Source organism: Kitasatospora sp. NPDC093102 (genome assembly GCF_040683915.1).
GTDB lineage: Bacteria > Actinomycetota > Actinomycetes > Streptomycetales > Streptomycetaceae > Kitasatospora.
Genome location: NZ_JBFBFA010000007.1, coordinates 26,968 through 47,204, shown reverse-complemented (window position 1 = coordinate 47,204; position 20,237 = coordinate 26,968). Strand labels below are relative to the sequence as shown.

Sequence of the window (20,237 nt, the reverse complement as noted above, 5' to 3'; positions counted from 1 at the left end):
TGGATCACCCGGCCCGCAGGGGCCCTGCGAACGACTTGCGCAGGGCCGGGGGAGCGGCGACGGGGAGCAGCGCGGCGAGCATCCTGCCCTTGAGGGTGTCCGGCTGCCGCGTCAGCTGGACGTCGACCCGGGTGCCGTCGCCTTCGGGGGTCATCCGGAAGACCCAGCCGCCGCCGGGGCCGAAGAGCTTGGAGTCGAGGGTGGTGACGGTGACGGTGTCGCCGCCCGGCTCCCACTCGTAGCGCGCGCGTTCCCAGGCGGCGGCGGTCCCCTCGGTGACCTCGGCCCAGGTGTCGCCGAGCGCGTGGACCTCGAAGTGCTCGGCGTCGATCGTCGGCCAGACCTCGGCGCGGGAGGGGCTGAAGTCGGTCAGTACCGCCAGGACGTCCTCGGTGCCGAGCGTGGAGACGAGATGGAACCGTACGACTGCCACAGTGGATGTCCTCATCTAGAAGTAACTGCTCTGGCCGGTGACGGTAGATTTCCATGAGCAATCGTCACCTGTCAAGGTGGTGACGGATGGCGGGTGTGCCCGTCGATCGGGGAGCAGTGGTGAGACATGTGTGTGGTCCCGAAGGCCGCAGAGCACGACCCGCGGGCCGAGTGGGTGGACGGGCCGTCCGAGTCGTTGGGCCGCCGGGCGGAGGTGACCGCGCGAGGATGGGACGTCGGAGCCCCGGCGCGCGGGGCCGGTACGGGCGAGGGGAAGAGGGACCATGACCCAGCAGGAGCGCATCGATCCGATACGCGTGGGACTGGTGGGGATCGGCATCATCGCCGAGACCCACCTCGCCGTCCTCGCCGAACGTCCGGACGTGGACGTGGAGTTCACGGTCGACCCCAGGACGAGGGGGCCGGTCGTGTTCCGGGGCGCGACGCCGCCGCACTACAGCGGGCTGGACGAGGCGCTCGACGGACACCAGCCGGACCTGCTGGTCCTCGCCACCCCGACGGAGACGCACGCCGAGCTGGTGACCGTGGCCCTGCTGCGCTCCACGGCCAGGGTCCTGGTGGAGAAGCCGCTGGTCCATGACCGCGCGTCCCTCGCCGCGCTGCGCGAGCTGGACGGGAAGGCCGATGTGCGGGGGCGGGTGTTCACCGCGCACCACTTCGCCTTCTCCCCGGAGGTCGACTGGGCGGCGGAACTGCTCGCCGCACACCCGGAGTGGGGGCCGGTCACGACCGTCACCTCGGCGTTCTACGACCCGTACGTCCTCCGAGGAGCGGAGGCGTTCGCCTCGTACGTCTCCAGCTGGACGGACTCGGGGGTGAACCAGCTCAGCATGCTCACCCGCTTCGTCGACCTCGTCGGGCTCAGGTCCGTCCGGCAGACGGACGGCGGCGCGAGCGCGTGGTGCGCGGTGGACTTCCGCTCCCGGGGCGAGGCGGGTACGGCCCGCCTGCGCAGCAGCTGGCTGACCGGCTCCAGCAGCAAGGAGAGCAGCCTGGTGTTCGGCCGCTCCGGCGTGGAGGTGTGGATCGACCACACCGCCATGACGGGATTCGCCGCCCGGGACGGTGAGTTGCTGGCGGCCTTCGGGAACGACGGCAGGACCGGGCGGAAAGTCGCCCACTACCGTCCGCTCTACGCCAGCCTGCTCTCCGTGCGGCCCGATCCGGTGCTCGGCTTCGACGCCGCGGAGAGGATCACCGCGATCCACCGGGCGGTACCCGGCACGGAGTAGTCAGGGGCGGGGTGGCCGGCGAGCTGGGAGAAGACCTCGTCGAGGGTGGTGACAGGGCTGTTGACGCCCGGCTGATCGCCGGATGGCAGGCGGAAGCAGGAGTCAGGCCTGCTTGACCGAGATGCGTCCGTTGCTGGTGCTCAGGTCGAGCTGGTACTGGCCGGACGGGTCGTCGGGGACCGCGATGTCCTTGTGGCCGTTGCCGGTCTTCGCGGACACCTTGTACTTGGCGGGCGGCACGGCCAGGGTGATGGCGCCGTTGGAGGTCGACGCGCTGACGTCCTGCGGCTTGGTCGAGGTGATGTCGATCGAGCCGTTGTGGGCCTCCGCCCGGATGTGGTCGCCGTTCAGCCCGCGCCCGATGATGGCGCCGTTGGTGGTGTTCACCTCCGTGCTGCCGTTCACCCCGTCGAGGTTGACCGCCCCGGAGTTGGTGGTGACCTGCACGTTGCCCACCTGGGAGAGACTGACCGCGCCGGAGGAGGTCTGGCCGCTGATCGGCAGCCCCGCGGGGACGTCGACAGTGTAGGTCACCGCGCAGTGCTGACCGCAGCCGCCGAGCACCAGGACGCCGTTCTCGACCCGGCTCGTCGCGCCCGGCTTGTTGTCCTGGTAGCTGACCGACCGGTGCAGGGAGACCTTGTCGAGGCCCTCCTTGCCGCGCAGGGTCACGCCGCCGGCGGTGGTGTCGAGCCTCACCGCGGTGATCTTCTCGCCCACCGTGGTGTCGTCGTCGAAGGTGTTGTCGGATGTCAACCCGCAGGCGCTGAGACCGCCCACGGCCGCCACGAGGGCGACGAAGGACGCGAGACGGCCGGACTGCTTGCGCATGTCTTTCCCCAAATCTGAAAGGCGTTCCTGGAAGGGCCCCGCCGCGGGGCGGACTCCACGAAGCTATCGTGGCGGATGAGCCGCGGACCATGAGGCTAACCCCCCTGTAGGGGTGGAGAGTTCTCCAGGTAGTGGGCGTCAGGGGAAGGCACCGGAGACGAAGTCGGCGTCCTCCGGCGCGGGTCCGTGGTCGGCGCCGGAGCCCTGCGTGAGAGATCGGCCCCATCGACTTCCCGGGCAAGATCCGGCAGGGCCATGCCCTACCATGGCCCCGTGTTCCTCTCCCGTGACTAGGACCCCGGACAGCGACCGCACCCGAGTGGTGCGGCCCTTCGGCGTCCCGGTACACCGGCGCGCGGCGCGCGCCTGCTCTTGAGGAACCCCCATGTCTTCGTCCTATGCGACGGTCCTGCGCACCCCCGGCGCGGTCCGGCTCTTCGGCGCGGCCCTGATCGGCCGCCTCTCCTACGGCGTCGTCCCGCTCGCGCTTCTGCTGGCCGTCACCGGTACGACCGGCTCGTACGCCCGGGCCGGCTGGTTGACGGCCCTGTTCGCCGCCTCCAACGTGCTGCTCTCACCCGTCCGGGCCGGGCTGGTCGACCGCCACGGCCCGCGCCGGGCGCTGCCGCCGATGGCGGCCGGGTACACGGTGGTGCTGCTCGGCCTGGCCGCTGCCACCTGGCGGCCCGGCGTGCCGTTCCCGGCTCTGCTCGCCCTCGCCGTGGCGGCCGGGGTGCTCGCGCCACCTCTCGGGCCGGTCACCCGGGCGCGGTGGAGCGCACTGCTGCCCGATCCCGAGCTGCGCCGGCGGGCCTACAGCCTGGACACCGTCGCCGAGGAACTCCTGCACGTCACCGGCCCGTTGCTGGCCGGCCTGATCGCGGCGGCGACGGACCGCCCGGCCCTCGGACTGGTGCTGGGTGCCGCCCTCGTCCTCACCGGCACCCTCGCCCTGGCCTCCTCGGTGCGCGACGAGCCGGCCCCCGCCCGAATGAACTCCCCTGTGACCGAAGACCGTTCGCGCCCCTGGCAGCTGCTGGCCCGAACCCGCCAGCCGCTCGCCGCCGCCGCGGGGGCCGGGGCTGGGCTCGGCGCGTTCGTCCTGCTGGCGGTGGTCTTCGCCCAGCGGCACGGGCAGGCGGCCGACGCCGCGTGGGTGGAGGGGATGCTCGCCGCGGGGAGCGCGGTCGGCGGTCTCGCCCTCGGCGCCCTTGACTGGCGGGCACCGGCCCGGGTCCGGCTCGCCGTCCTGACCGCGGCCTTCGGCGGCACGCTGGCCCTGACCGCCCTCGCTCCGACACTCCCGCTCCTGGCGGCCGTCGCCGCCCTGGCCGGCCTGACCGTGGCCCCGACCCTCACCACCGCCTACCTGTTCACCGACGAACTTGCCGGGCCCGGCCGGCGTACCCGAGCCGGCGCCTGGGTCAACGCCGCTTTCAACGCGGGCAGTTCGGCCGGCACCGCGCTGGCCGGACTCCTCGCCGAACACCTGCCGCTACCGCTCTGCCTCGTGCTCGCCGCCACCCCGGCCCTGGCCGCCCTCGCCACCGTCCGACCCCGGACCACCACCCCGCCCGCCGGCGGGCGGCCCGAGAACCTGCCCACCCGCACGGCCGCCTGGACGAACGAGCCCAAGGGGGAGCGTTCCTAGGAGGTCAGCGGTCGGCGGTCAGCGAGCGGCGCCGGGCGACTTCGCGGGGCGGACCGCCCAGTGGACGGTGGCGGGTGAGTCCGTCGAGGCGGTCGCACCAGCCACTCGCTCGGCCCGGCTGTCGCGCCTGACCCGACGGAAGGTGCGGCGGCCGGGCCGGCCGGGCTACTCGGTGTCCGGATCGGCGGCCGGGGCGGCGGCGGCCGGGGCGGCCTCCAGCGCGGTCATCCGCGGGAGCAGGAGCAGCACCGCGACCAGCAGGACCAGCAGCAGGCCGCCGCCGAGGAGGAGCGGGGTGCGGATGCTGACGACGGAGGCGATCCAGCCGCTGAGGGCGGCGCCGGCCATGATGCCGAGTCGGCTCAGCAGCATGTAGCAGCTGTTGACCCGGCCGAGCAGCTCCTTCGGTACGGCCTGCTGGCGCAGCGAGATCGCCTGGATGTTCCAGGTGACGATCCCGAAGCCGACCACGCCGTACAGCGCGGCGACCTCGGCCACCGAGGTGCTCAGGCCCATCAGGATCAGCGAGACGCCCATCAGCAGGAAGGCGAGGGCGATCCGGGTGCCGCGGCCGAGCAGGCGGCTGAGCCGGCCGGCCAGGGTGCTGGCGGCGGTGCCGCCGATGGCGCCGGCCGCGAGCACGATGCCGTAGGAGGCGTCGGGCGCGTGGATGACCTTGGTGACCATCAGGACCATCATGGTGGTGCCCATGAAGCAGGCCAGCGCGCCCAGGGTGGAGAGCACGGCGAGCATCCGCACGTCGCGGTGGCGGACCAGCCAGCTGACGCCCTCGCGGATCTCGGTGAGCACCGGGCGGCGGTCGGCCTGGGCGCGCGGGGCGGTGGAGCGGCCGGTGGCGGCGACCAGGACGGCGGCGAGCACGAAGGAGACGCCGTCCACCGTGAACGGGTAGGTGGCGGCCACGGCGAACAGCGCCGAGCCGAGCAGCGGGCCGATGAGGTTGCCGCCGACCAGCATGTTGGCCTGCATCCGGCCGTTGGCGGCGTCGAGCTGGTCGGGGCGGACCAGCTCGGGGACGGCCGAGGTGGCGGCGTTGGAGAAGACCGTCTCGCCGCAGCCGAGCAGGAAGGCCAGCGCGGCGAGCGCGACCAGGGGTGGGTGGGTGAGGAAGACCCAGCCGGCGAAGCCCAGGACGACGACGGCGCGCGCGCCGTCGATCGTCCACATCAGCCGCCGCCGGTCGGCCCGGTCGGCGAGCACTCCGCCGTACAGCGACATCAGCAGGAAGGGCAGTGACGCGGCGACGGAGACCACGGAGACCGCGCTGGGCGAGTCGGAGACGGCCACCGCCAGCAGCGGCAGGGCGGAGTCGCGCATGCCGTCGCCGACCGAGGAGATCGCCGACGCGGACCACAGCAGATTGAACTTCCGGCCCAGTCGGGGACGGCTTTTGGACGGCTTCGCGGCCAGGTCAGCTGAGGTCACCGACGCAGTATGTCATGTCCGCGGAGGGCTGTTCGGGCGGTTTCCGAACTGCCGAGGGTATCCCGAACTGTCCGTGCCGGTAAGGGCGTCGGGCTCATCCGGAGTTGTCCGGAGTATCCGGTGGGTTTCGGCTGTTCCGGCCGGGTCTTCCGGACGGTGATGCCCGGCCGGGTGCGTGCTCAGCCCAGCCCCGAGACGCCCTTGGCGAGGGTGGTCAGCCCGCCCCCCAGGGCCAGGCCCAGCACCACCATCCGGGCGCGGCCCTCCGGCACCCGCCCGGCGAGCAGCCGGCCGATCGCCGCACCGCCCGCGAGCGCGGCGGCCACCAGCCACCAGGCGGGCCCGGACAGCGTCGGCAGGCCCTTGCCGGCCAGCGAGAAGGCGTTCACCACCACACCGTAGAACTGGGCGTTGGGCAGGAACTCCCGTGCCGTCCAGCCGGTGTTGACGGCGTACAGGGAGACGGCCGGGCCGCCCACCCCGGCGGCCGAGTTCATGAACCCGCTGGTGGCGCCCGCGACCAGGGCGCCACCGACCCCGCGCAGCGCGGCCGCCCGTACCCCGCGCAGCACCAGCAGGGAGGCCAGGCTGACCAGCGCCCCGATGCCGATGAGCAGCCCGGGCGCCGGGATCTTCGCCGCGGCCCAGGCTCCGGCCGGCACCGTGCAGGCCGCGGCGAGGATCAGCGGCAGCATCGCCGGCAGCCGCACCTGCCGCCAGCTGCCCAGCAGTCCGACGGCGCTGATGACCCCGGCGGCGAGGTTCGACAGCGTGACGCCGTCGCGCGGGCCGAGCAACAGGACCAGGACGGGCGCGGCGACCAGGGCGAAGCCGATGCCGGCCAGTCGCTGGACGGAGGCGCCCAGCAGGACGGCGCAGCCCAGGACGAGGTCGGTGGTCCAGCCGTCGGGCATCGGGTGGGCCCCCTCTCGGCGCCGGATGTCGGATCGTCGGGCGGTCGCACCGATCATGCCGCACAGTCGAGTTGCCGGGCCCGGCCGCCCCGCCCTGCCAGGCCGGGCGGGGCAGGGCGCGGCGGGGCGCGGCACCGGTGACACCCGTCGGGCGGGCGCGGGCGCGGGCCCGAACGGGGTCGGGGTCAGTGCTTCGGGACGGCGTCCGCGGACTCCGGCAGCGGGTAGGCGCCCGGGTCGACCGGGCCCGGGAGGTCGGTCGCCGGGCGGCCGGGCGCGGTCGGGTCCGCCAGCGAGGGCTGGGCGGGCGGGGCCGGCACCTGGCTGAACGGGATGCCGGGCGGCGCCTGGACCGGGCTGGTGCGGCCGAAGGGCGGGGCGGTCCGGCCCTGGACGGCGCAGCCCGCCAGCGTCTCCAGGCCGTCCGGGCTCTGGACGGCCGGCTGGTTGCCGGTGAAGCAGTTGCCCGGGTCGGCGGAGGCCAGCGCCAGGTCGGTGCCGTTGCCGGTGGCCCGGTTGCCCTCGATCCGGTTGCCGCTCGCCGGGTGCCCGGGCGGGTCGGTGATGACGATGCCGACCGCGCGGTTGCCCTGGACCAGGTTGCGCTGCACCTGGTTCCCCGTGCCGCCGCCGATGCCGATGCCGATGCCGTAGGCGCCGTCGGCCTGTTGGGGGGTGTCGGCGGCATTGTTGTCGGTGACGACGTTGCCCACGATCACCGCGCCGTGCTGGGGGGCGAGGGCTTCGAGGTCGTTGGAGTTGGCGGTGACCCCGACCCGGTTGCCGGTGATCCGGTTGCCGACCACGGTGAGCCCGTCGGAGGCGTTGGTGATCTCGACGCCGACGGCGTTGCGCTCGACGGTGTTGCCCCGCACGAGGGTGTCGCAGGGCTTGCACTGGCCGACGTAGATGCCGGAGTCGGCGCCCCCGGAGGCGTACGAGTCCTCGATGACGCCGCCGCGGGCGTCGAAGGCGTAGATGCCGTACAGGCCGTTGTTGTACGCGGTGACGTTGCTGGCGCGGAAGCCCTGGAGGGCCGGGAAACGGACGGTGTCCAGCGGGTTGTAGGCGGAGCCGCCGGCGCCGTGCTGCTGGAGCTTCTCGTCGGTGACGCCGGTGAACAGCACGCCGTTGGCGAGGTAGCCGTGGACGGTGAGGTTCTCCACCACCGAGCCGGGGCCGGAGGCCGTGATGCCGTTGATCAGCCGCAGGCCGCCGTCCAGGACCACGGCGTTGCGGTCGGTGCCGCGCAGCACGATCTTGGGCTTGGTGAGGCGCACGCTCTCCCGGTAGGTGCCCGGGTCGACCAGGACGGTGTCCCCCTCGCGGGCGACGTCCACGGCCTTCTGGATGGTCGGGAAGTGCTGCGGGACCCGGATGACCGTGCCCTCCGGGTGCTTGGCGTCGGAGGAGGACGAGCCGCCCGAGGAACAGCCGGAGAGGGCGAGGACGGCGGCGGCGAGCAGGGCGGGCAGCCGCTTGACGGTCAGGGCCGCGCGTGAGGGCGCTGTGGCGGAGCGGACGTGACGTGTGGTCAAGATTTGCATACGGCGTGTTCTATCGTCTCCAATGTCGCTCATGCATGCCGAAACCGGAAAGGCGCAGGACCAGCCACCGACCGTCAGGAGCGGTGTGGATCGAAGGGCCCTGATCGCGGGCGGGGCGGTGGTGGCCGCCGGGCTCGGCGCGGGGGCCGCGGCGCTGGCCCTGGGCGGCGGGAACGGCCCCGGGAGCGGCCACGGCCGGACGGCGCCGCCGCCGGAGCCGTCGGTCGTGCCCTTCCACGGCGAACGGCAGGCCGGGGTGACGGCCCCGCAGCAGCCGGCCACCCAGCTGCTGGCCCTCGACCTGGCGCCCGCCGCGACCTCGGACGGGCGGGCCGCCCTGCGCGGTCTGCTCGGCGAGCTGACCCGGGTGCTGGCCGAGGCGGCGGGCGGCAGCCCGTCGGACGCGCGGCTGCAGGGCGGCCAACCGGCCGGACTCAGCAGCCTGGTGGGGGTCGGGCCGGGCCTCGCCGCCCGCCTGGGACTGAACGTTCCGCCGGCCCTGCTGACCGAGCTGCCCGACTTCCCCGGGGACCGGCTCGACCCGGCGCGCGGTGGCGGCGACCTGGTGATCCAGCTGTGCGCGGCGGACCGCTGGCCGCTGTCCGTGGTCGCCGAGCAGGCGGGCGCGGTGGCCCGGGCGGCGGGCGCGACGGTGCGGTGGACGCAGTCCGGCTTCCTGGCCCGGACGGCCGGGGGCGCCACGCCGCGCAACCTGTTCGGCTTCAAGGACGGCACGGCGAACCCGAACGGTCCGGAGGGCGGGCAGTGGGTCTGGGGCCCGCCGGGGCCGCACGAGCACGGGACGGTGCTGGTCTACCGCCGGATCCGGATGGACACCGCCGCCTTCGCCGCCCTCCCCGGGGACCGCCAGGAGCAGGTGATGGGCCGTCGGGCCGGCGACGGCGCGCCGCTCACCGGCACGGCGGAGCACGACGAGCCGGACATCTACGCCAAGAACCCGGACGGCTCGTACGTCATCCCGGCCACCGCCCACGTCCGCCTCTCCAGCCCCCGGCTGGACGGCGGCGCCCGGATGCTGCGGCGGGGCTACAGCTACGACGACGGGCCGGGCGACCGCGGCCTGCTGTTCTGCGCCTTCATGCGCGACCCGGCCCAGTTCACCCGTGTCCAGAACCGGCTGGCCGCGCGCGATGCTCTCAACGCCTTCGTCGAGCACACGGCCTCGGCGGTGGCCTACGTGCTGCCGGGCGCGCCGGCGGGCGGGACGCTGGGGGAGGGGCTGTTCGGATGAGCCGCGAGGAGGAACAGCCGCTGTCCGGCGGGAACACGAGTGCCGGCGTGGTCCGCGTCGGGGACACCGTACGGCGCCCGGCCGGGCCGTGGACGCCCGCGGTGCACGCGCTGCTGGAGCATTTGCACGCGGCGGGGTTCCGGGCGGCGCCGCGCCCGCTCGGCCTCGACGGGCAGGGGCGCGAGGTGCTGACGTACCAGCCGGGCCGGGTGGTCTGGCCCGACCGCTTCGACCTGCTGGACCCCGCTGAGCGGCTGGCCCGGGTCGCGCGCCTGATCCGGGAGTTCCACGACGCCGTCCGGGACTTCACGCCCCCGCCGGACGCCCGCTGGCAGGTGCTGATGCCGCCCGACGACGCCGACATCATCGCCCACAACGACCTGGCCCCGTGGAACCTCGTGGTCGGCGCCGAGCACCAGTGGTCCTTCATCGACTGGGACACGGCCGCCCCGGGGACCAGGCTCTGGGACCTCGCCTACGCGCTGCACGGCTTCCTGCCGTTGTCGGCGCAGCCGGACCGACGGCTCGCCGACGCCGACGCGGCGGCCCGGCTGCGGGTCTTCGTCGACGCCTACGGGCTGGACGAGGGCGAACGGCGCGCTCTGGTACCGCTGTTGGGGCCGCGGACCCGGGCCATGCACGACTTCCTGCGGGACCGGGCGGGCCGTGGCGTCCAGCCCTGGGCGAGGCTCTGGACGGAGGGCCACGGGGAGGTCTGGCGCAGCGACGCCGAGTACATCGAGCGGCGCCGGGAGCGGTGGTCGGGCGCCCTGCTCGACGGCTGACGTCGGGCAGGGCGGCTCGCCGACCGCGTTCTCGGGGGCGGCTACCAGTCCACCGGGAGACGGGCGGGGCTCCGGGTGGTGCTGCCGAGCTGCCAGGCGAGCTCCGTGACCGGGGTGGTCAGGCGCAGGCCCGGGAGGGCGGTGGCGAGGCGGTGCAGGGACTCGCGCATCTCCAGGCGGACCCGCCAGGCGCCGATGCAGTAGTGCGGGCCGGCGCTGAAGGCGAGGGTGGGGGCCGGGAGCGGGAGCCCGAGGTCGGCGTCCAGGCCCTCGGGGTAGACGGCCGGGTCACGGTTGGCGCTGCCGAGACTGACGGCGACGACCGCGTCGGCCGGGACGGTGACGTCGCCGACCTCGATCGGCGCGGTGGTGCGGCGGATGGTGGCCTCGTCGTCACCGAGCGGGATGTAGTGCAGCAGTCGTTCGGCGGTGCGCTCGGCGATGTCCGGGTCGGCGAGGTGCGGCCAGTGCTCGGGGCGTTCGCCGAGCACGTAGACCAGGGCGTTGGCGAGGGCTCCGGCGACGCTCTCGTTGCCGCTGGCGGTGAGCCCGGCGACCAGGAAGACGAGTGACTCCTCGGGGACGCCACCGTCCTGGTCGGCGGCCCGGACCAGTCGGCTGACCAGGTCGTCGCCGGGCTCGCGGCGCCGTCGGGCGACCAACTCCTCCATGAACGCGCCGAATTCGGCGAGGGTGTCGCCGTGGTCGGCCGCCTGTGTCTCGCCCTGCTCGCCGCCCTGGGCGAGCAGGGCGAGGGTCCAGCGGTGCAGCCGCGCCTCGTCCAGGTGGTCCGGCCCGTCCCCGTCGAGCCCCATCAGCCGGGTGGTGACGGCGAACGGCACCGGCCGGGCGAATGCGGGGACGAGGTCGGCCGGCGGGCCGGCGGCGACCAGCCGGTCCACGGACTGCTGGACGGCGGCCGCGACCCACGGCTGCCAGCCGGCGATGGCGCGCGGGGTGAAGGCCCGTTGGACGGTGCCGCGCAGTCGGCGGTGGGCGGGTCCGTCCTGGTTGAACAGGGAGGCCGGGTTGGCGGCCACGTCCGCGGTGACGCCCGCGGTGCCGACGTCATGCAGGTCGGCCCGGGTGACCCGGGGGTCGCCGAGGACCTGCCGGACGTCGTGGTAGCGGGTGATCAGCCACGCGGGGGTGCCGTCCGGGAGGGTGGTGGGGTGGGGCGGCTGGGCGGGGGTGGTGGGGAGCCGGTGGAGTGGGGGGAGGATGGTCCGGGGGTCGGCTGCGGCGGAGTCCATGGGTCCCTTCACGGGGTCGGAGGTCCGGCTGGTCGAGGGGAGTCCGGGCATTCAATTGTCTTATTTTCATGAGAAATTGGATGCTTGTGGTGCTTCTCCCGTTACGCCCCGATGGTATGCCCTCGGCGCCCCCAGCCGAGTGCGGGATCGGTCGGCAGCAGTGGCCGGAGCGCGCCGAGTACGGCGCCGATGCAGGCGTCCCGCAGCTCGGTGCGGGTGCAGGTCTCCTCGGTCAGCCAGTCGATGACCAGGACCCGGACGAACACCAGCCAGCTGCGCAGGACCTGCGACACCGCCTGCCGCGCCCGCTCGTCCGCGAGCGGGAGGACGCCGAGCAGCCGGCCGCGCAGGGCGTCGAGCTCCTCGGTGATGATGGTCTGGATCACCTGGTCCCCGGCCAGCACGCGGTTGGCCGCGAGCACGGCGTGCCGGTTGGCGATGAAGTAGTCCAGGTGGGCGTCCATGCCCTCGACCAACTGCTCGGCCAGAGTGTCGGCCGGATCGAACCGGCTCCTGGCGAGCAGGTCGTCGGCGGCCTCCCGGTAGACCGCCGCGAAGAGGCGAACTCGGGCTCGCACCGGTGTACTTGTGGCTCGCCGGCGCGGACGAGCGGGCGCACGCGGAGGGCTGACGGTGCGGGGCGGCTATGCTTCCGCATCGATCGAACGTACATCCGCAAGGAGGGTCCGGAGCATGAGCGGCACCGTGGTGGCGGTCAGCAGCAACGCCGAGTACTCGTTCACCAAGCCGAACCGGGAAGCCATCACCCTGCTCGCAGGGCTGGGCGTCGAGGGCGACGTGCACGCCGGGGTGACGGTCAAGCACCGGTCCCGGGTCGCCCAGGACCCGACCGTGCCCAACCTGCGCCAGGTCCACCTGATCCACCGCGAACTGCTCACCGAACTCGTCGAGTCCGGCTTCGACGTGGCGCCGGGCGCGCTCGGCGAGAACATCACCACCGAGGGCGTGGACCTGCTCGGCCTGCCGGTCGGCGCGGTGCTGCGGGTCGGCCCGGAGGCCGAGGTGGAGATCACCGGCCTGCGCAACCCGTGTGCCCAGATCGACCACTACCGGCCCGGCCTGCTCAAGCAGGTCGTCGGTCGCGCCGAGGACGGCACGATCGTGCGCCGCGCCGGAATCATGGGGATCGTCCGCACCGGCGGACCGGTCCGGCCCGGTGACGCCATCGCGGTCGAGCTGCCGGACGGCCCGCACCGCCCGCTCGACCGGGTCTGAAGCGCACGCCTCGGCGGGGTCCCCGTCGACGCGGCGGAGGTCGAGCATACCCCCTACCGGTACGCCCCGGCGGCTGCTGTCCGCCCTGTTTGCCGGTTCGCCGGCTCGCCGAAGGGGCGGTGGATACCCCCTCCCCGTAACGGCGACGGCTCCCGGTGCACGAGCTGCCGGGAGCCGGGGAGGAGCCTGCGCTGCTGACGCGAGGTCAGGACCTGACGAGGCGGGCGATGGCCTGGTTGGCCTCGCGGATCTTGGTGCTCGCCTCCTGGCCGCCCTCGGCGATGGCATCGCGGACGCAGCATTCGATGTGCTCGTCCAGGAGTTGGAGGGCGAAGGACTGGAGGGCGCGGCTGGCGGCGGAGACCTGGGTGAGGACGTCGATGCAGTAGGTGTCCTGTTCGACCATGCGCTGGAGGCCACGGATCTGGCCCTCGATGCGGCGGAGCCGCTTGAGGAAGTCGTCCTTGTGGGAGCTGTAGCTGGCCATGGCCGTCTCCGGTTCCTGTTCGGTGAGGCGTGCTCACACTCTACCGGGGGTGCGGCAGGGGGGAGTCGGCCCGGACGGACGGGGTGGTGCCTGCCCGTCCGGGCCGACGTCGGTGGTCAGCCGTCGGTGCGGCCGACCAGCTCGTAGCCGGCCTCGTCGACGGCGGCGGCCACGTCGGAGTCGGCGAGCGGCCGGGTGCTGCCGACGGTGACCTTGCCGGTGGAGAGGTCCACGGCGACGTCGGTGACGCCGTCGAGCTTCTTCAGCTCGGCGGTCACCGAGGTGACGCAGTGGCCGCAGGTCATGCCCTTCACCTGGAAGGCCGAGGTCGGGGCGGACTCGGCGGCGGGGGCCGCGCCGGCGTCGGTGCCGCACGAGCCGCAGCAGGAGGACGCCTCGGTGGCGGCGGACTCGACGGTGACGGTGGTCTCGCTCATGGGTGTGCTCCTGTCGTGGGTGCCCGGCGCCGGCCGGACTGTCCGGGCGGCTGCTTCGCTTGTGAACATACCATACCCCCCTAGGGTAACGGCCAGACCTTTGTCCGCCGGGAAGCCGTCGTCAACACCGCACTGTGACAGTCCTGTTGCGGGTGGCCGGGCAGGGTGAAGGCGCTCCCGTGCATCCCCGGACGACCGGCGCCCGCCACCTCGACGTCCTCGCCGCCCACATGCAAGGAGTGTGCTCGTATCCGCAGTGGGAAAGGGCTCCGGCGGGGCCGGCCTGCCCTCGCCGCCTGATCGAGCAGCCCGGTGAGCCCGGCCGATCGCAGCTAGCCGGCGTCGAGGCCCAAGGAGCGGACGAGCTGGGCCAGTTCGGTGCGGAAGAGCTTGTCCGAGGCGAGCGTCTGGGCGCGCAGGTGGCCGTAGATCTCCAGCGCGACCAGCCCGTGCAGGTGCCCCCAGATCCGCAGGGCCAGGGCCACGCCCGCCGGGGGAAGGTCGGGGAAGGCCGGGCGGACCTTGTCCAGCAGGCCGGGATCGAAGTCCGCCCAGCTGAAGTCGCCGCCCTCGTGCGGCGATTCGGAGTTCTCCCAGGCGGTGGCAGCGAGGGCGGTGATGCCGACGCAGACCCGCCGGGCGGCGTCCGGTGCGGCACCGCCTTCGGGGGCCCGGTAGCCGGGTACCGGGTCGCCGTAGATCAGTCGGAAACCCTCGGGGTTGGCCAGCGCCCAGTCGCGGAAGGCGTGCGCCCAGGCCTGGATCCGGGCCGCCGGATCGCCCTGTGGCGAGGCGGCCCAGGCGGTGTCAACGGCGTCCGCGAGTGCGGTGTAGACGTCCACGATGAGCGCGGTGACCAGGTCATCGCGGGTGGCGAAGTATCCGTAGATGGCGTTGGCGGTCATGCCCATCTCGCGGGCGATCGCCCGCAGGGTGATCGCGTCGGGCCCGCCCGAGCCCATCAACTCCAGGGCAGTGCTCTTGATTTCGGCGGTCGTCTCGGTCCGCAGTCGCTCACGTCGTCCGGTGCTTCGGGTGCCTGCCACGGGCTCACTCTACAGCGTCACTGTGCTGATTGCCGTACTGAAACTTCACGCCGTATAGTTTTGGCACGGCGTGAAGGCGCGGGCCTTCATGCCGCCATCCGGCATGAACAAGGGGAGAACCATGCACATCGGCATCATCGGAGCCACCGGCATCATCGGCAGTCGGATCGTCACCGAGGCCCTCGGCCGCGGGCACCGCGTCACGGCGTTCAGCCGCGATGCCTCCGCGATCGACGACCAGCGAGAGAACCTCAGCTGGGCGAGCGTCGACGTCCTCGACGCGGCGAGCATCGCCGCAGTTCTGCCTGGTCTGGACGTGCTCATCAGCGGATTCCAGCCCGGCAACGCGGCGAACGACATTGCCGACGCCATCCGGCGCGCGATCGCCGACCCGACCGTGTACGCCGCCGCCGCCCGGGCCCTGCTCAAGGCCCTGGAGTCACACCCCCGCACCCGACTCATCGTCATCGGCGGCGCCGGCAGCCTGGAGATCGCACCGGGGGTCGTCCGCACCGACCACGACGACTTGGTGTACGAGGCCCTCGACGCCCTTGGCCTGCCCCGGGAATACATCGCCGCCGTCCGCGGCCACCGCGACGCGCTGAACGTCCTGCGCACCTCGAACCGGCTCTGGACCTACTTCAGCCCCGCCGAGGAGATCGCCCCCGGTGAGCGCACCGGCCGCTTCCGCATCGGCGGCGACCAGCCCGTCCTCGACGCCGACGGCCTCAGCCGGATCTCGGCCGAGGACGCCGCGGTCGCCCTCGTCGACGAGGCCGAGCTGCCCCGGTTCGTCCAGCGCAGGTTCACCATCGGCTACTGACCGACGGGCACGGCCGGTCGGGCCCACGGCCGGCTCGTGCCGACCTCGTGACTCCGGGCGTCGAAGAGCTGCCGGACGAGTCGGAGGCCCGGGCTGTCCGGCAGGGGGTTGCCGGACGGCCCGGTGTCGGCCGGGATCGTCAGCCTCCTGCAACGGGTGGCCGGACCGGGGGAGTGGTCCGGCCACCCGTGAACCATGGTCGATCCGCGCCGTGCGAGGCCGGCTTGGCGCGGCGGTTCCCGGAGGGGCGTCAGGCGGCCGACGGGGTCACTGGGTGCGGTAGGCGTCGGCGATGGTCTGGTCGAGGCGCTCATGAGAACGCGTCTTCGCCGCGGCGACCCCGACGCCCTGGGTGAGCTGTACGACGAGCACGCCCAGGTGCTGTACCGCTACGCCCTCCGCGTGACGGGCGACTGGGCGGAGGCCGAGGACGTCGTCTCGACGACCTTCCTGGAGGCGTGGCGGGGCCGGGAGAAACTGCACCCCGACGGTGACGGGCTGCGCCCGTGGCTGCTGGGGATCGCGACCAACGTCATGCGCCGCACCGCCCGGGCCCGCCGGCGCCGTGACAGCGCGCTCGCCCGGCTCCCGGAACGCGGTTCCGTCCCGGACTTCGCCGACGACCTGGTCGCGCACCTCGCGGACGTCGAGCACCTGCGTGCCGCGCACCGTGCGCTCGCCCGGCTCCGGCGCCGCGACCGGGAGGTCTTCACCCTCGTGGTCTGGGCCGGGCTGGACTACGCGAGCGCGGCCGAGGCGCTGGGCACGCCGGTCGGCACCGTCCGCTCGCGACTTTCCCGGGCCCGGGCCCGACTGCGTGAGCTCACCGAGGCGGAAGCCCGGGCCGAAGCCAAGGCCAGGGCCAGGGCCGAGGCCCGCGTCACCTCGGCGCGGCACCGGCACGCCGGAACCGGAAAGCCGCCCGCGGCGGAGGGGCGGACCCCTTCCGTCGTCACCGCCCTGCCCGTACCGGGCCGCATCCCCGCGCTCCGGCCGTCGATCCAGTCGATCCAGTCGATCCGGGAGAGCCACGGATGAACGCCACCCCACGGCGCGATACGCAGTGCCCGTCCTCCGCGGAGGCCGAGCGCCGCGAACTCGCCGAGCTGCTGCCCCCGCCGGCGGTGCCCGGCCTGGACGCTGATCGCCAACTGCTGCTGAGAAGGGAGGTGTTGCGCAGGGCCGCCGCGTCCGCCGAACCGCAGGGCGGCGCCACCCGGCGTCCGGCCCGGTACCGGCGTCCGGTCCGGATCGCGGTACCGGCGCTCGCCTGCGCCCTCGCGGTCGCCGGCGTCGTGACGGTGGACCTCGGGGGTTCGGCCGGGTGCGACCGCGCGGCGGTGGCCGGGGGTGGCGCCACCGGTACCTCCCAAGCGGTACGGCTGCTCGACCGCATCGCGCTCGCCGCCGCCGGAGCGGAGCAGGAGACGGTTCGCGCCGACCAGTTCGTCTACATCGAGAGCAGGGTCGCCTACGCGGCTCAGAGCGCGGCAGGCGGTCCCGTGACCACGGCTCCCGTGCACACCCGGCAGGTCTGGCTGTCCGCCGACGGCAGCCGCCCCGGCCTGCTGCGCGAGGAGGGCGGGCCCGACACCCGGCTCGACGCCTCGCGCGGAAGCGGCCCGTCGATCGACACGCCGACCCACGCGTACGTCGCCTCGCTGCCCACCGACCCGGATGCCCTGTTGAAGCTGATCCGGGACGGAGGCCGCAGTGGGGACCCGGACCAGCGGGCCTTCGCCGCGATCGGCGACCTGCTGGCCGAGACCTGGGCGCCGCCGCAGGTCAGCGCCGCGCTCTACCGGGCCGCCGAGCGGATCCCGGGGGTCGCCGTCGTCCCGTCGGCCGTCGACGCCGCCGGGCGGGAAGGCGTCGCCGTGGCGCGTACGGCGCACGGGCAGCAGACGCAGTGGGTCTTCGACCGGACCACGTACGCGTTCCTCGGCGAGCGCAGGGTCCTCAGTGAGGCCGGCGACGCGGGCCCCGCCGGGACGGTGGTCGGAACCTCCGCGGTCCTCGCGAAGGCCGCCGTGGACCGCGTCGGTGAACTCCCGCCGGAGCAGCCGCGCGGCTGACCGGACCGGACGCGGTCGGAAGGTTCGGAAGGCTCAGAGCCGGTGGGACATCGCGATGACCCGTTCCCCGGGCGGATCAGCGGACGGTGACCCGGATGCTCTTGGACACCTTGCCGCACTCGGAAGCTGTCGGGGCCGGAGTCCGGGAACACGCGATCCGGTCGTTGAAGCGCCAGGTCAGCCTGGTGGTGCCGGTGGCGAGTGCGACGAAGGTCTGGTCACCACGTAGGTGCAGCCGGGCGTGCGGTCGGTGCACGGGACGACGTTGACCTCCGGGCCGCGCTTCAGGACGGGGCCGTCGTCCGCCTCGGTGAGGGACCAGGCCCACGGCCGGGCGCCCTCGGTCACCCTGACGCCGAACCGCTGTCCGACCGCCAGGGTCACCGTGTCGGTCGGGTACGCGGAGCCGGCCTTGGCGGCCTCGTCGTCGGCGGGGAGGGCGATCTCCAACTTCGGCCGTTCGGTGGGAGGTTCGGCCATCGGACCGGGGAGGGGCAGCGTGCCGGAGGAGCAGCCGGCCAGCAGGGGAACGGCGGCCAGGAGTGCCGGTACGGCGGTGAGTGGACGACGCATCAGTTCCCGGACCCCTGCAATCGGCTTGTCTGGAAGGGCTGTTCGCCCGACGTGTCGGCCATCCCTCGGCCCACGTGATGTCCCGTGCCCGCCGTGATCGGACGGGCGCCGCCGACGAGCACAGACGCCGTCGGCGCGGGCCCGATCCCCGGTCGGAAGCACTCGGCGGAACATGCCCCCACCTCTATCGACCTCCGTGGCCACCCCGCGCCCCGAGGGCGCGGCCCGCGAGTCGAAGTCCGCGACAGCGGCGTGAGGCCGTCCACCACCTCGCCGAGGGGCGGGCCTCCTGCCGGCGCCCGCCCCGCCCGTCCCTCCGGGGGCGCCCTCGCCGTACGGGCGGTGCAACGGCGGGTCTCGGCGCGTTACGGTTCCTGAATACCCCACATGGGTATACGGTGACCGGCGCCCACCGGGGGACTCGCTCTGCGGAAGGCGGACCACATGCACGCGATCCTGCACGCGCTGTCCATCGCCGGATCGATGACTTGGGAGATCACCTGGGCCCTCGTCCTCGGTTTCCTGCTCTCCGCCGTCGTGCAGGCCGTCGTCCACAAGGCCACCGTGGTCCGGTTGCTCGGCGACGACCGCCCGCGCACCCTCGCCGTCGCCGCCGGCCTCGGGATGGCCTCGTCCTCCTGCTCGTACGCGGCCGTGGCCCTGGCCCGCTCGCTGTTCCGCAAGGGCGCGAACTTCACCTCGGCGATGGCCTTCGAGATCGCCTCGACCAACCTGGTGATCGAACTCGGCATCATCCTGGCCCTGCTGCTGGGCTGGCAGTTCACCGCGGCGGAGTTCGTCGGCGGACCGGTGATGATCCTGCTGCTCGCACTGCTGTTCCGGCTGTTCCTGAGCGAACGGCTGATCCGAGAGGCCCGCGAACAGGCGTCGTACGGGCGGTCGGGCTCGATGGAGGGCCACGCGGCGATGGACATGTCGGTGGCCGGGGAGGGCTCCTTCGCCCGACGGCTGCTCTCCGGGCGGGGCTTCACCTCGGTCTCGCACGTGTTCGTGATGGAGTGGGCCGCCATCCTCAAGGACCTGGTGATCGGCCTGCTCATCGCCGGCGCCATCGCCGCCTGGGTCCCTGATTCGTTCTGGCAGGCCTTCTTCTTCGCCGACCATCCCCTGGCCGCCAAGCTGTGGGGCCCGCTGGTCGGCCCGCTGGTGGCGATCGCGTCCTTCGTCTGCTCGATCGGCAACGTGCCGCTGGCCGTGGTCCTGTGGAACGGCGGCATCAGCTTCGGCGGCGTGGTCGCGTTCATCTTCGCCGACCTGCTGATCCTGCCGATCCTGAACATCTACCGGAAGTACTACGGCCGCCGGATGGCCCTCTTCCTGCTCGGCACCTTCTACCCGGCGATGGTGCTGGCGGGCTACGCGGTGGAGTTGCTGTTCGGAGGGCTCGGCCTGATCCCGGACCAGCGGGCGGCGGAGATCCCGATGTCGGGTGTGGAGTGGAACTACACCACCTGGCTCAACATCGCGTTCCTGCTGCTGGCGCTGGGACTGCTCATCCGTTTCTTCCGCACCGGCGGCGCCGCGATGCTACGGATGATGGGCGGTGCCCCGGACGCGGGCGGGCCCGCGGCCCACGACCACCACTGATGCTCAAGAGGTTGTGCGAGAGGTCGGCCTGGCGACTGGCGTTCGCAGCGCGGCGAGGATCGCGCCCGCGTCGGCGGAGGCCAGCATCTCGATGAAGTGGAACTCCATGATGCGCATCCGCCGGTACAGGGCCTGGAAGCGGGGATCGTGGTGCAGCAGGCGTACGAGGGCGATGTGGAGGGCCACGCAGTCGTTGTAGCCGGCTGCCACCGCGGCGTCGAGGTGGTGGATGGCCTGGTCCGTCTGTCCGTGTGCGCAGGCCAGGCCGGCGAGGCCCGAATGGCCCGCAGCGGCGAGCCACGTGCCGTCGGGGCCGAGCGCCGTGGCACGCGCGACGACGTCGTGGAGGCCCCTGGTACCCGCCACGGCGGGTCCCTTGGTCAGATGCTCCACCAGCACTTCGTGAAGACGGGCGGCCAGTGAGTTGACGGTGTCGACCATGGATCTCCTCGGACCTCGGTGGTGAAGAGCTGCAGGGGCGTCGAGTGTGTGGAACCCCTGCGGAGATGACGGGCGGACGGGGTGGGCGGTTCCTGCTCGTGCCCGGCCGTGATCACGAGAACTGCCGCCTGGGCCACCGGGTTTCGG

Annotated in this window: 20 protein-coding genes and 1 pseudogene; 9 read left to right on the top strand and 12 right to left on the bottom strand. The window is 73.4% G+C overall.

The features are described 5' to 3' along the window. Nucleotides 1-4 precede the first annotated feature (4 nt). Entirely contained in the window at nt 5-433 is a 429-nt protein-coding gene (locus tag AB0O11_RS12370) for a hypothetical protein (protein ID WP_363384846.1), read from the bottom strand. 283 nt (nt 434-716) lie between these two features. Here AB0O11_RS12370 and AB0O11_RS12365 point away from each other — a divergent pair, with 283 nt between their 5' ends. Beyond that, nucleotides 717-1,685: a Gfo/Idh/MocA family oxidoreductase gene (locus AB0O11_RS12365; RefSeq protein WP_363384843.1), complete on the top strand. Its 969-nt coding sequence runs from the start codon at nt 717-719 to the stop codon at nt 1,683-1,685. Between the two features lie 102 nt (nt 1,686-1,787). Here AB0O11_RS12365 and AB0O11_RS12360 read toward each other — a convergent pair whose 3' ends face one another. After that, the gene (locus AB0O11_RS12360) at nt 1,788-2,516 is read right to left on the bottom strand and encodes a DUF4097 family beta strand repeat-containing protein (RefSeq protein WP_363384840.1); all 729 of its coding nucleotides are present in this window, start codon (nt 2,514-2,516) and stop codon (nt 1,788-1,790) included. Between the two features lie 385 nt (nt 2,517-2,901). On the opposite strand from AB0O11_RS12360, the gene AB0O11_RS12355 reads away from it, so the two are divergent. Next, nucleotides 2,902-4,167, top strand: a complete 1,266-nt coding sequence (locus AB0O11_RS12355) for an MFS transporter (protein WP_363384837.1) — start codon at nt 2,902-2,904, stop codon at nt 4,165-4,167. A 165-nt stretch (nt 4,168-4,332) separates the two neighbouring features. Here the strand turns inward: AB0O11_RS12355 and AB0O11_RS12350 are convergent, their stop codons facing one another. The 3 genes from AB0O11_RS12350 to AB0O11_RS12340 form a co-directional block, all read right to left on the bottom strand. Continuing rightward, a complete protein-coding gene (locus AB0O11_RS12350; protein WP_363384834.1) occupies nt 4,333-5,613 on the bottom strand; it encodes an MFS transporter in 1,281 nt (426 codons plus the stop codon). Nucleotides 5,614-5,792: 179 nt separating this feature from the next. After that, on the bottom strand, nt 5,793-6,527 hold the full coding sequence (locus AB0O11_RS12345; protein ID WP_363384831.1) for a sulfite exporter TauE/SafE family protein: 735 nt from the start codon (nt 6,525-6,527) through the stop codon (nt 5,793-5,795). Between the two features lie 185 nt (nt 6,528-6,712). Then, nucleotides 6,713-8,065 (bottom strand): right-handed parallel beta-helix repeat-containing protein, encoded by a 1,353-nt coding sequence (locus AB0O11_RS12340; RefSeq protein ID WP_363384829.1) that lies wholly within the window; start codon nt 8,063-8,065, stop codon nt 6,713-6,715. A gap of 94 nt (nt 8,066-8,159) precedes the next feature. On the opposite strand from AB0O11_RS12340, the gene AB0O11_RS12335 reads away from it, so the two are divergent. Continuing rightward, entirely contained in the window at nt 8,160-9,326 is a 1,167-nt protein-coding gene (locus AB0O11_RS12335; protein WP_363384827.1) for a Dyp-type peroxidase, read from the top strand. Then, the gene (locus AB0O11_RS12330; protein WP_363384824.1) at nt 9,323-10,111 is read left to right on the top strand and encodes an aminoglycoside phosphotransferase family protein; all 789 of its coding nucleotides are present in this window, start codon (nt 9,323-9,325) and stop codon (nt 10,109-10,111) included. The genes AB0O11_RS12335 and AB0O11_RS12330 overlap by 4 nt, the downstream gene beginning before the upstream one ends. A 41-nt stretch (nt 10,112-10,152) precedes the next feature. Here AB0O11_RS12330 and AB0O11_RS12325 read toward each other — a convergent pair whose 3' ends face one another. Together AB0O11_RS12325 and AB0O11_RS12320 are read right to left on the bottom strand one after the other, a co-directional pair. Then, a complete protein-coding gene (locus AB0O11_RS12325) occupies nt 10,153-11,364 on the bottom strand; it encodes a cytochrome P450 (protein ID WP_363384822.1) in 1,212 nt (403 codons plus the stop codon). A 101-nt stretch (nt 11,365-11,465) separates the two neighbouring features. Continuing rightward, nucleotides 11,466-11,924: pseudogene (locus tag AB0O11_RS12320) on the bottom strand (TetR/AcrR family transcriptional regulator); the annotation flags it as partial. A 133-nt stretch (nt 11,925-12,057) separates the two neighbouring features. Between AB0O11_RS12320 and AB0O11_RS12315 the strand changes: the two are divergent. Beyond that, on the top strand, nt 12,058-12,600 hold the full coding sequence (locus AB0O11_RS12315; protein WP_363384820.1) for an MOSC domain-containing protein: 543 nt from the start codon (nt 12,058-12,060) through the stop codon (nt 12,598-12,600). A gap of 205 nt (nt 12,601-12,805) precedes the next feature. On the opposite strand, the gene AB0O11_RS12310 is transcribed toward AB0O11_RS12315, so the two are convergent. From AB0O11_RS12310 to AB0O11_RS12300, 3 genes are all read right to left on the bottom strand, one after another. Continuing rightward, nucleotides 12,806-13,087 (bottom strand): metal-sensitive transcriptional regulator, encoded by a 282-nt coding sequence (locus AB0O11_RS12310; RefSeq protein WP_224282060.1) that lies wholly within the window; start codon nt 13,085-13,087, stop codon nt 12,806-12,808. A gap of 116 nt (nt 13,088-13,203) precedes the next feature. Further along, complete coding sequence (locus tag AB0O11_RS12305) at nt 13,204-13,524, bottom strand: heavy-metal-associated domain-containing protein (RefSeq protein ID WP_363384817.1); 321 nt, start codon at nt 13,522-13,524, stop codon at nt 13,204-13,206. Nucleotides 13,525-13,856: 332 nt separating this feature from the next. Next, nucleotides 13,857-14,570, bottom strand: coding sequence for a TetR/AcrR family transcriptional regulator (locus tag AB0O11_RS12300; protein ID WP_363384814.1), 714 nt, complete (start codon nt 14,568-14,570; stop codon nt 13,857-13,859). 121 nt (nt 14,571-14,691) lie between these two features. Between AB0O11_RS12300 and AB0O11_RS12295 the strand changes: the two genes are divergently transcribed. The 3 genes from AB0O11_RS12295 to AB0O11_RS12285 all read left to right on the top strand — a co-directional run bounded on the left by AB0O11_RS12295 (nt 14,692) and on the right by AB0O11_RS12285 (nt 17,468). Next, nucleotides 14,692-15,393, top strand: a complete 702-nt coding sequence (locus AB0O11_RS12295) for an NAD(P)H-binding protein (protein ID WP_363384811.1) — start codon at nt 14,692-14,694, stop codon at nt 15,391-15,393. Nucleotides 15,394-15,705: 312 nt separating this feature from the next. Further along, complete coding sequence (locus AB0O11_RS12290; RefSeq protein WP_363384808.1) at nt 15,706-16,431, top strand: RNA polymerase sigma factor; 726 nt, start codon at nt 15,706-15,708, stop codon at nt 16,429-16,431. Continuing rightward, the gene (locus AB0O11_RS12285) at nt 16,428-17,468 is read left to right on the top strand and encodes a CU044_5270 family protein (protein WP_363384805.1); all 1,041 of its coding nucleotides are present in this window, start codon (nt 16,428-16,430) and stop codon (nt 17,466-17,468) included. Before AB0O11_RS12290 ends, AB0O11_RS12285 begins: the two co-directional genes overlap by 4 nt. 177 nt (nt 17,469-17,645) lie before the next feature. On the opposite strand, the gene AB0O11_RS12280 is transcribed toward AB0O11_RS12285, so the two are convergent. Then, nucleotides 17,646-18,041: a hypothetical protein gene (locus AB0O11_RS12280; protein WP_363384802.1), complete on the bottom strand. Its 396-nt coding sequence runs from the start codon at nt 18,039-18,041 to the stop codon at nt 17,646-17,648. Nucleotides 18,042-18,485: 444 nt separating this feature from the next. Here AB0O11_RS12280 and AB0O11_RS12275 point away from each other — a divergent pair, with 444 nt between their 5' ends. Next, entirely contained in the window at nt 18,486-19,649 is a 1,164-nt protein-coding gene (locus AB0O11_RS12275) for a permease (protein WP_363384800.1), read from the top strand. A 3-nt stretch (nt 19,650-19,652) separates the two neighbouring features. On the opposite strand, the gene AB0O11_RS12270 is transcribed toward AB0O11_RS12275, so the two are convergent. Next, entirely contained in the window at nt 19,653-20,090 is a 438-nt protein-coding gene (locus AB0O11_RS12270; protein WP_363384797.1) for a hypothetical protein, read from the bottom strand. Between the last annotated feature and the right edge of the window lie 147 nt (nt 20,091-20,237).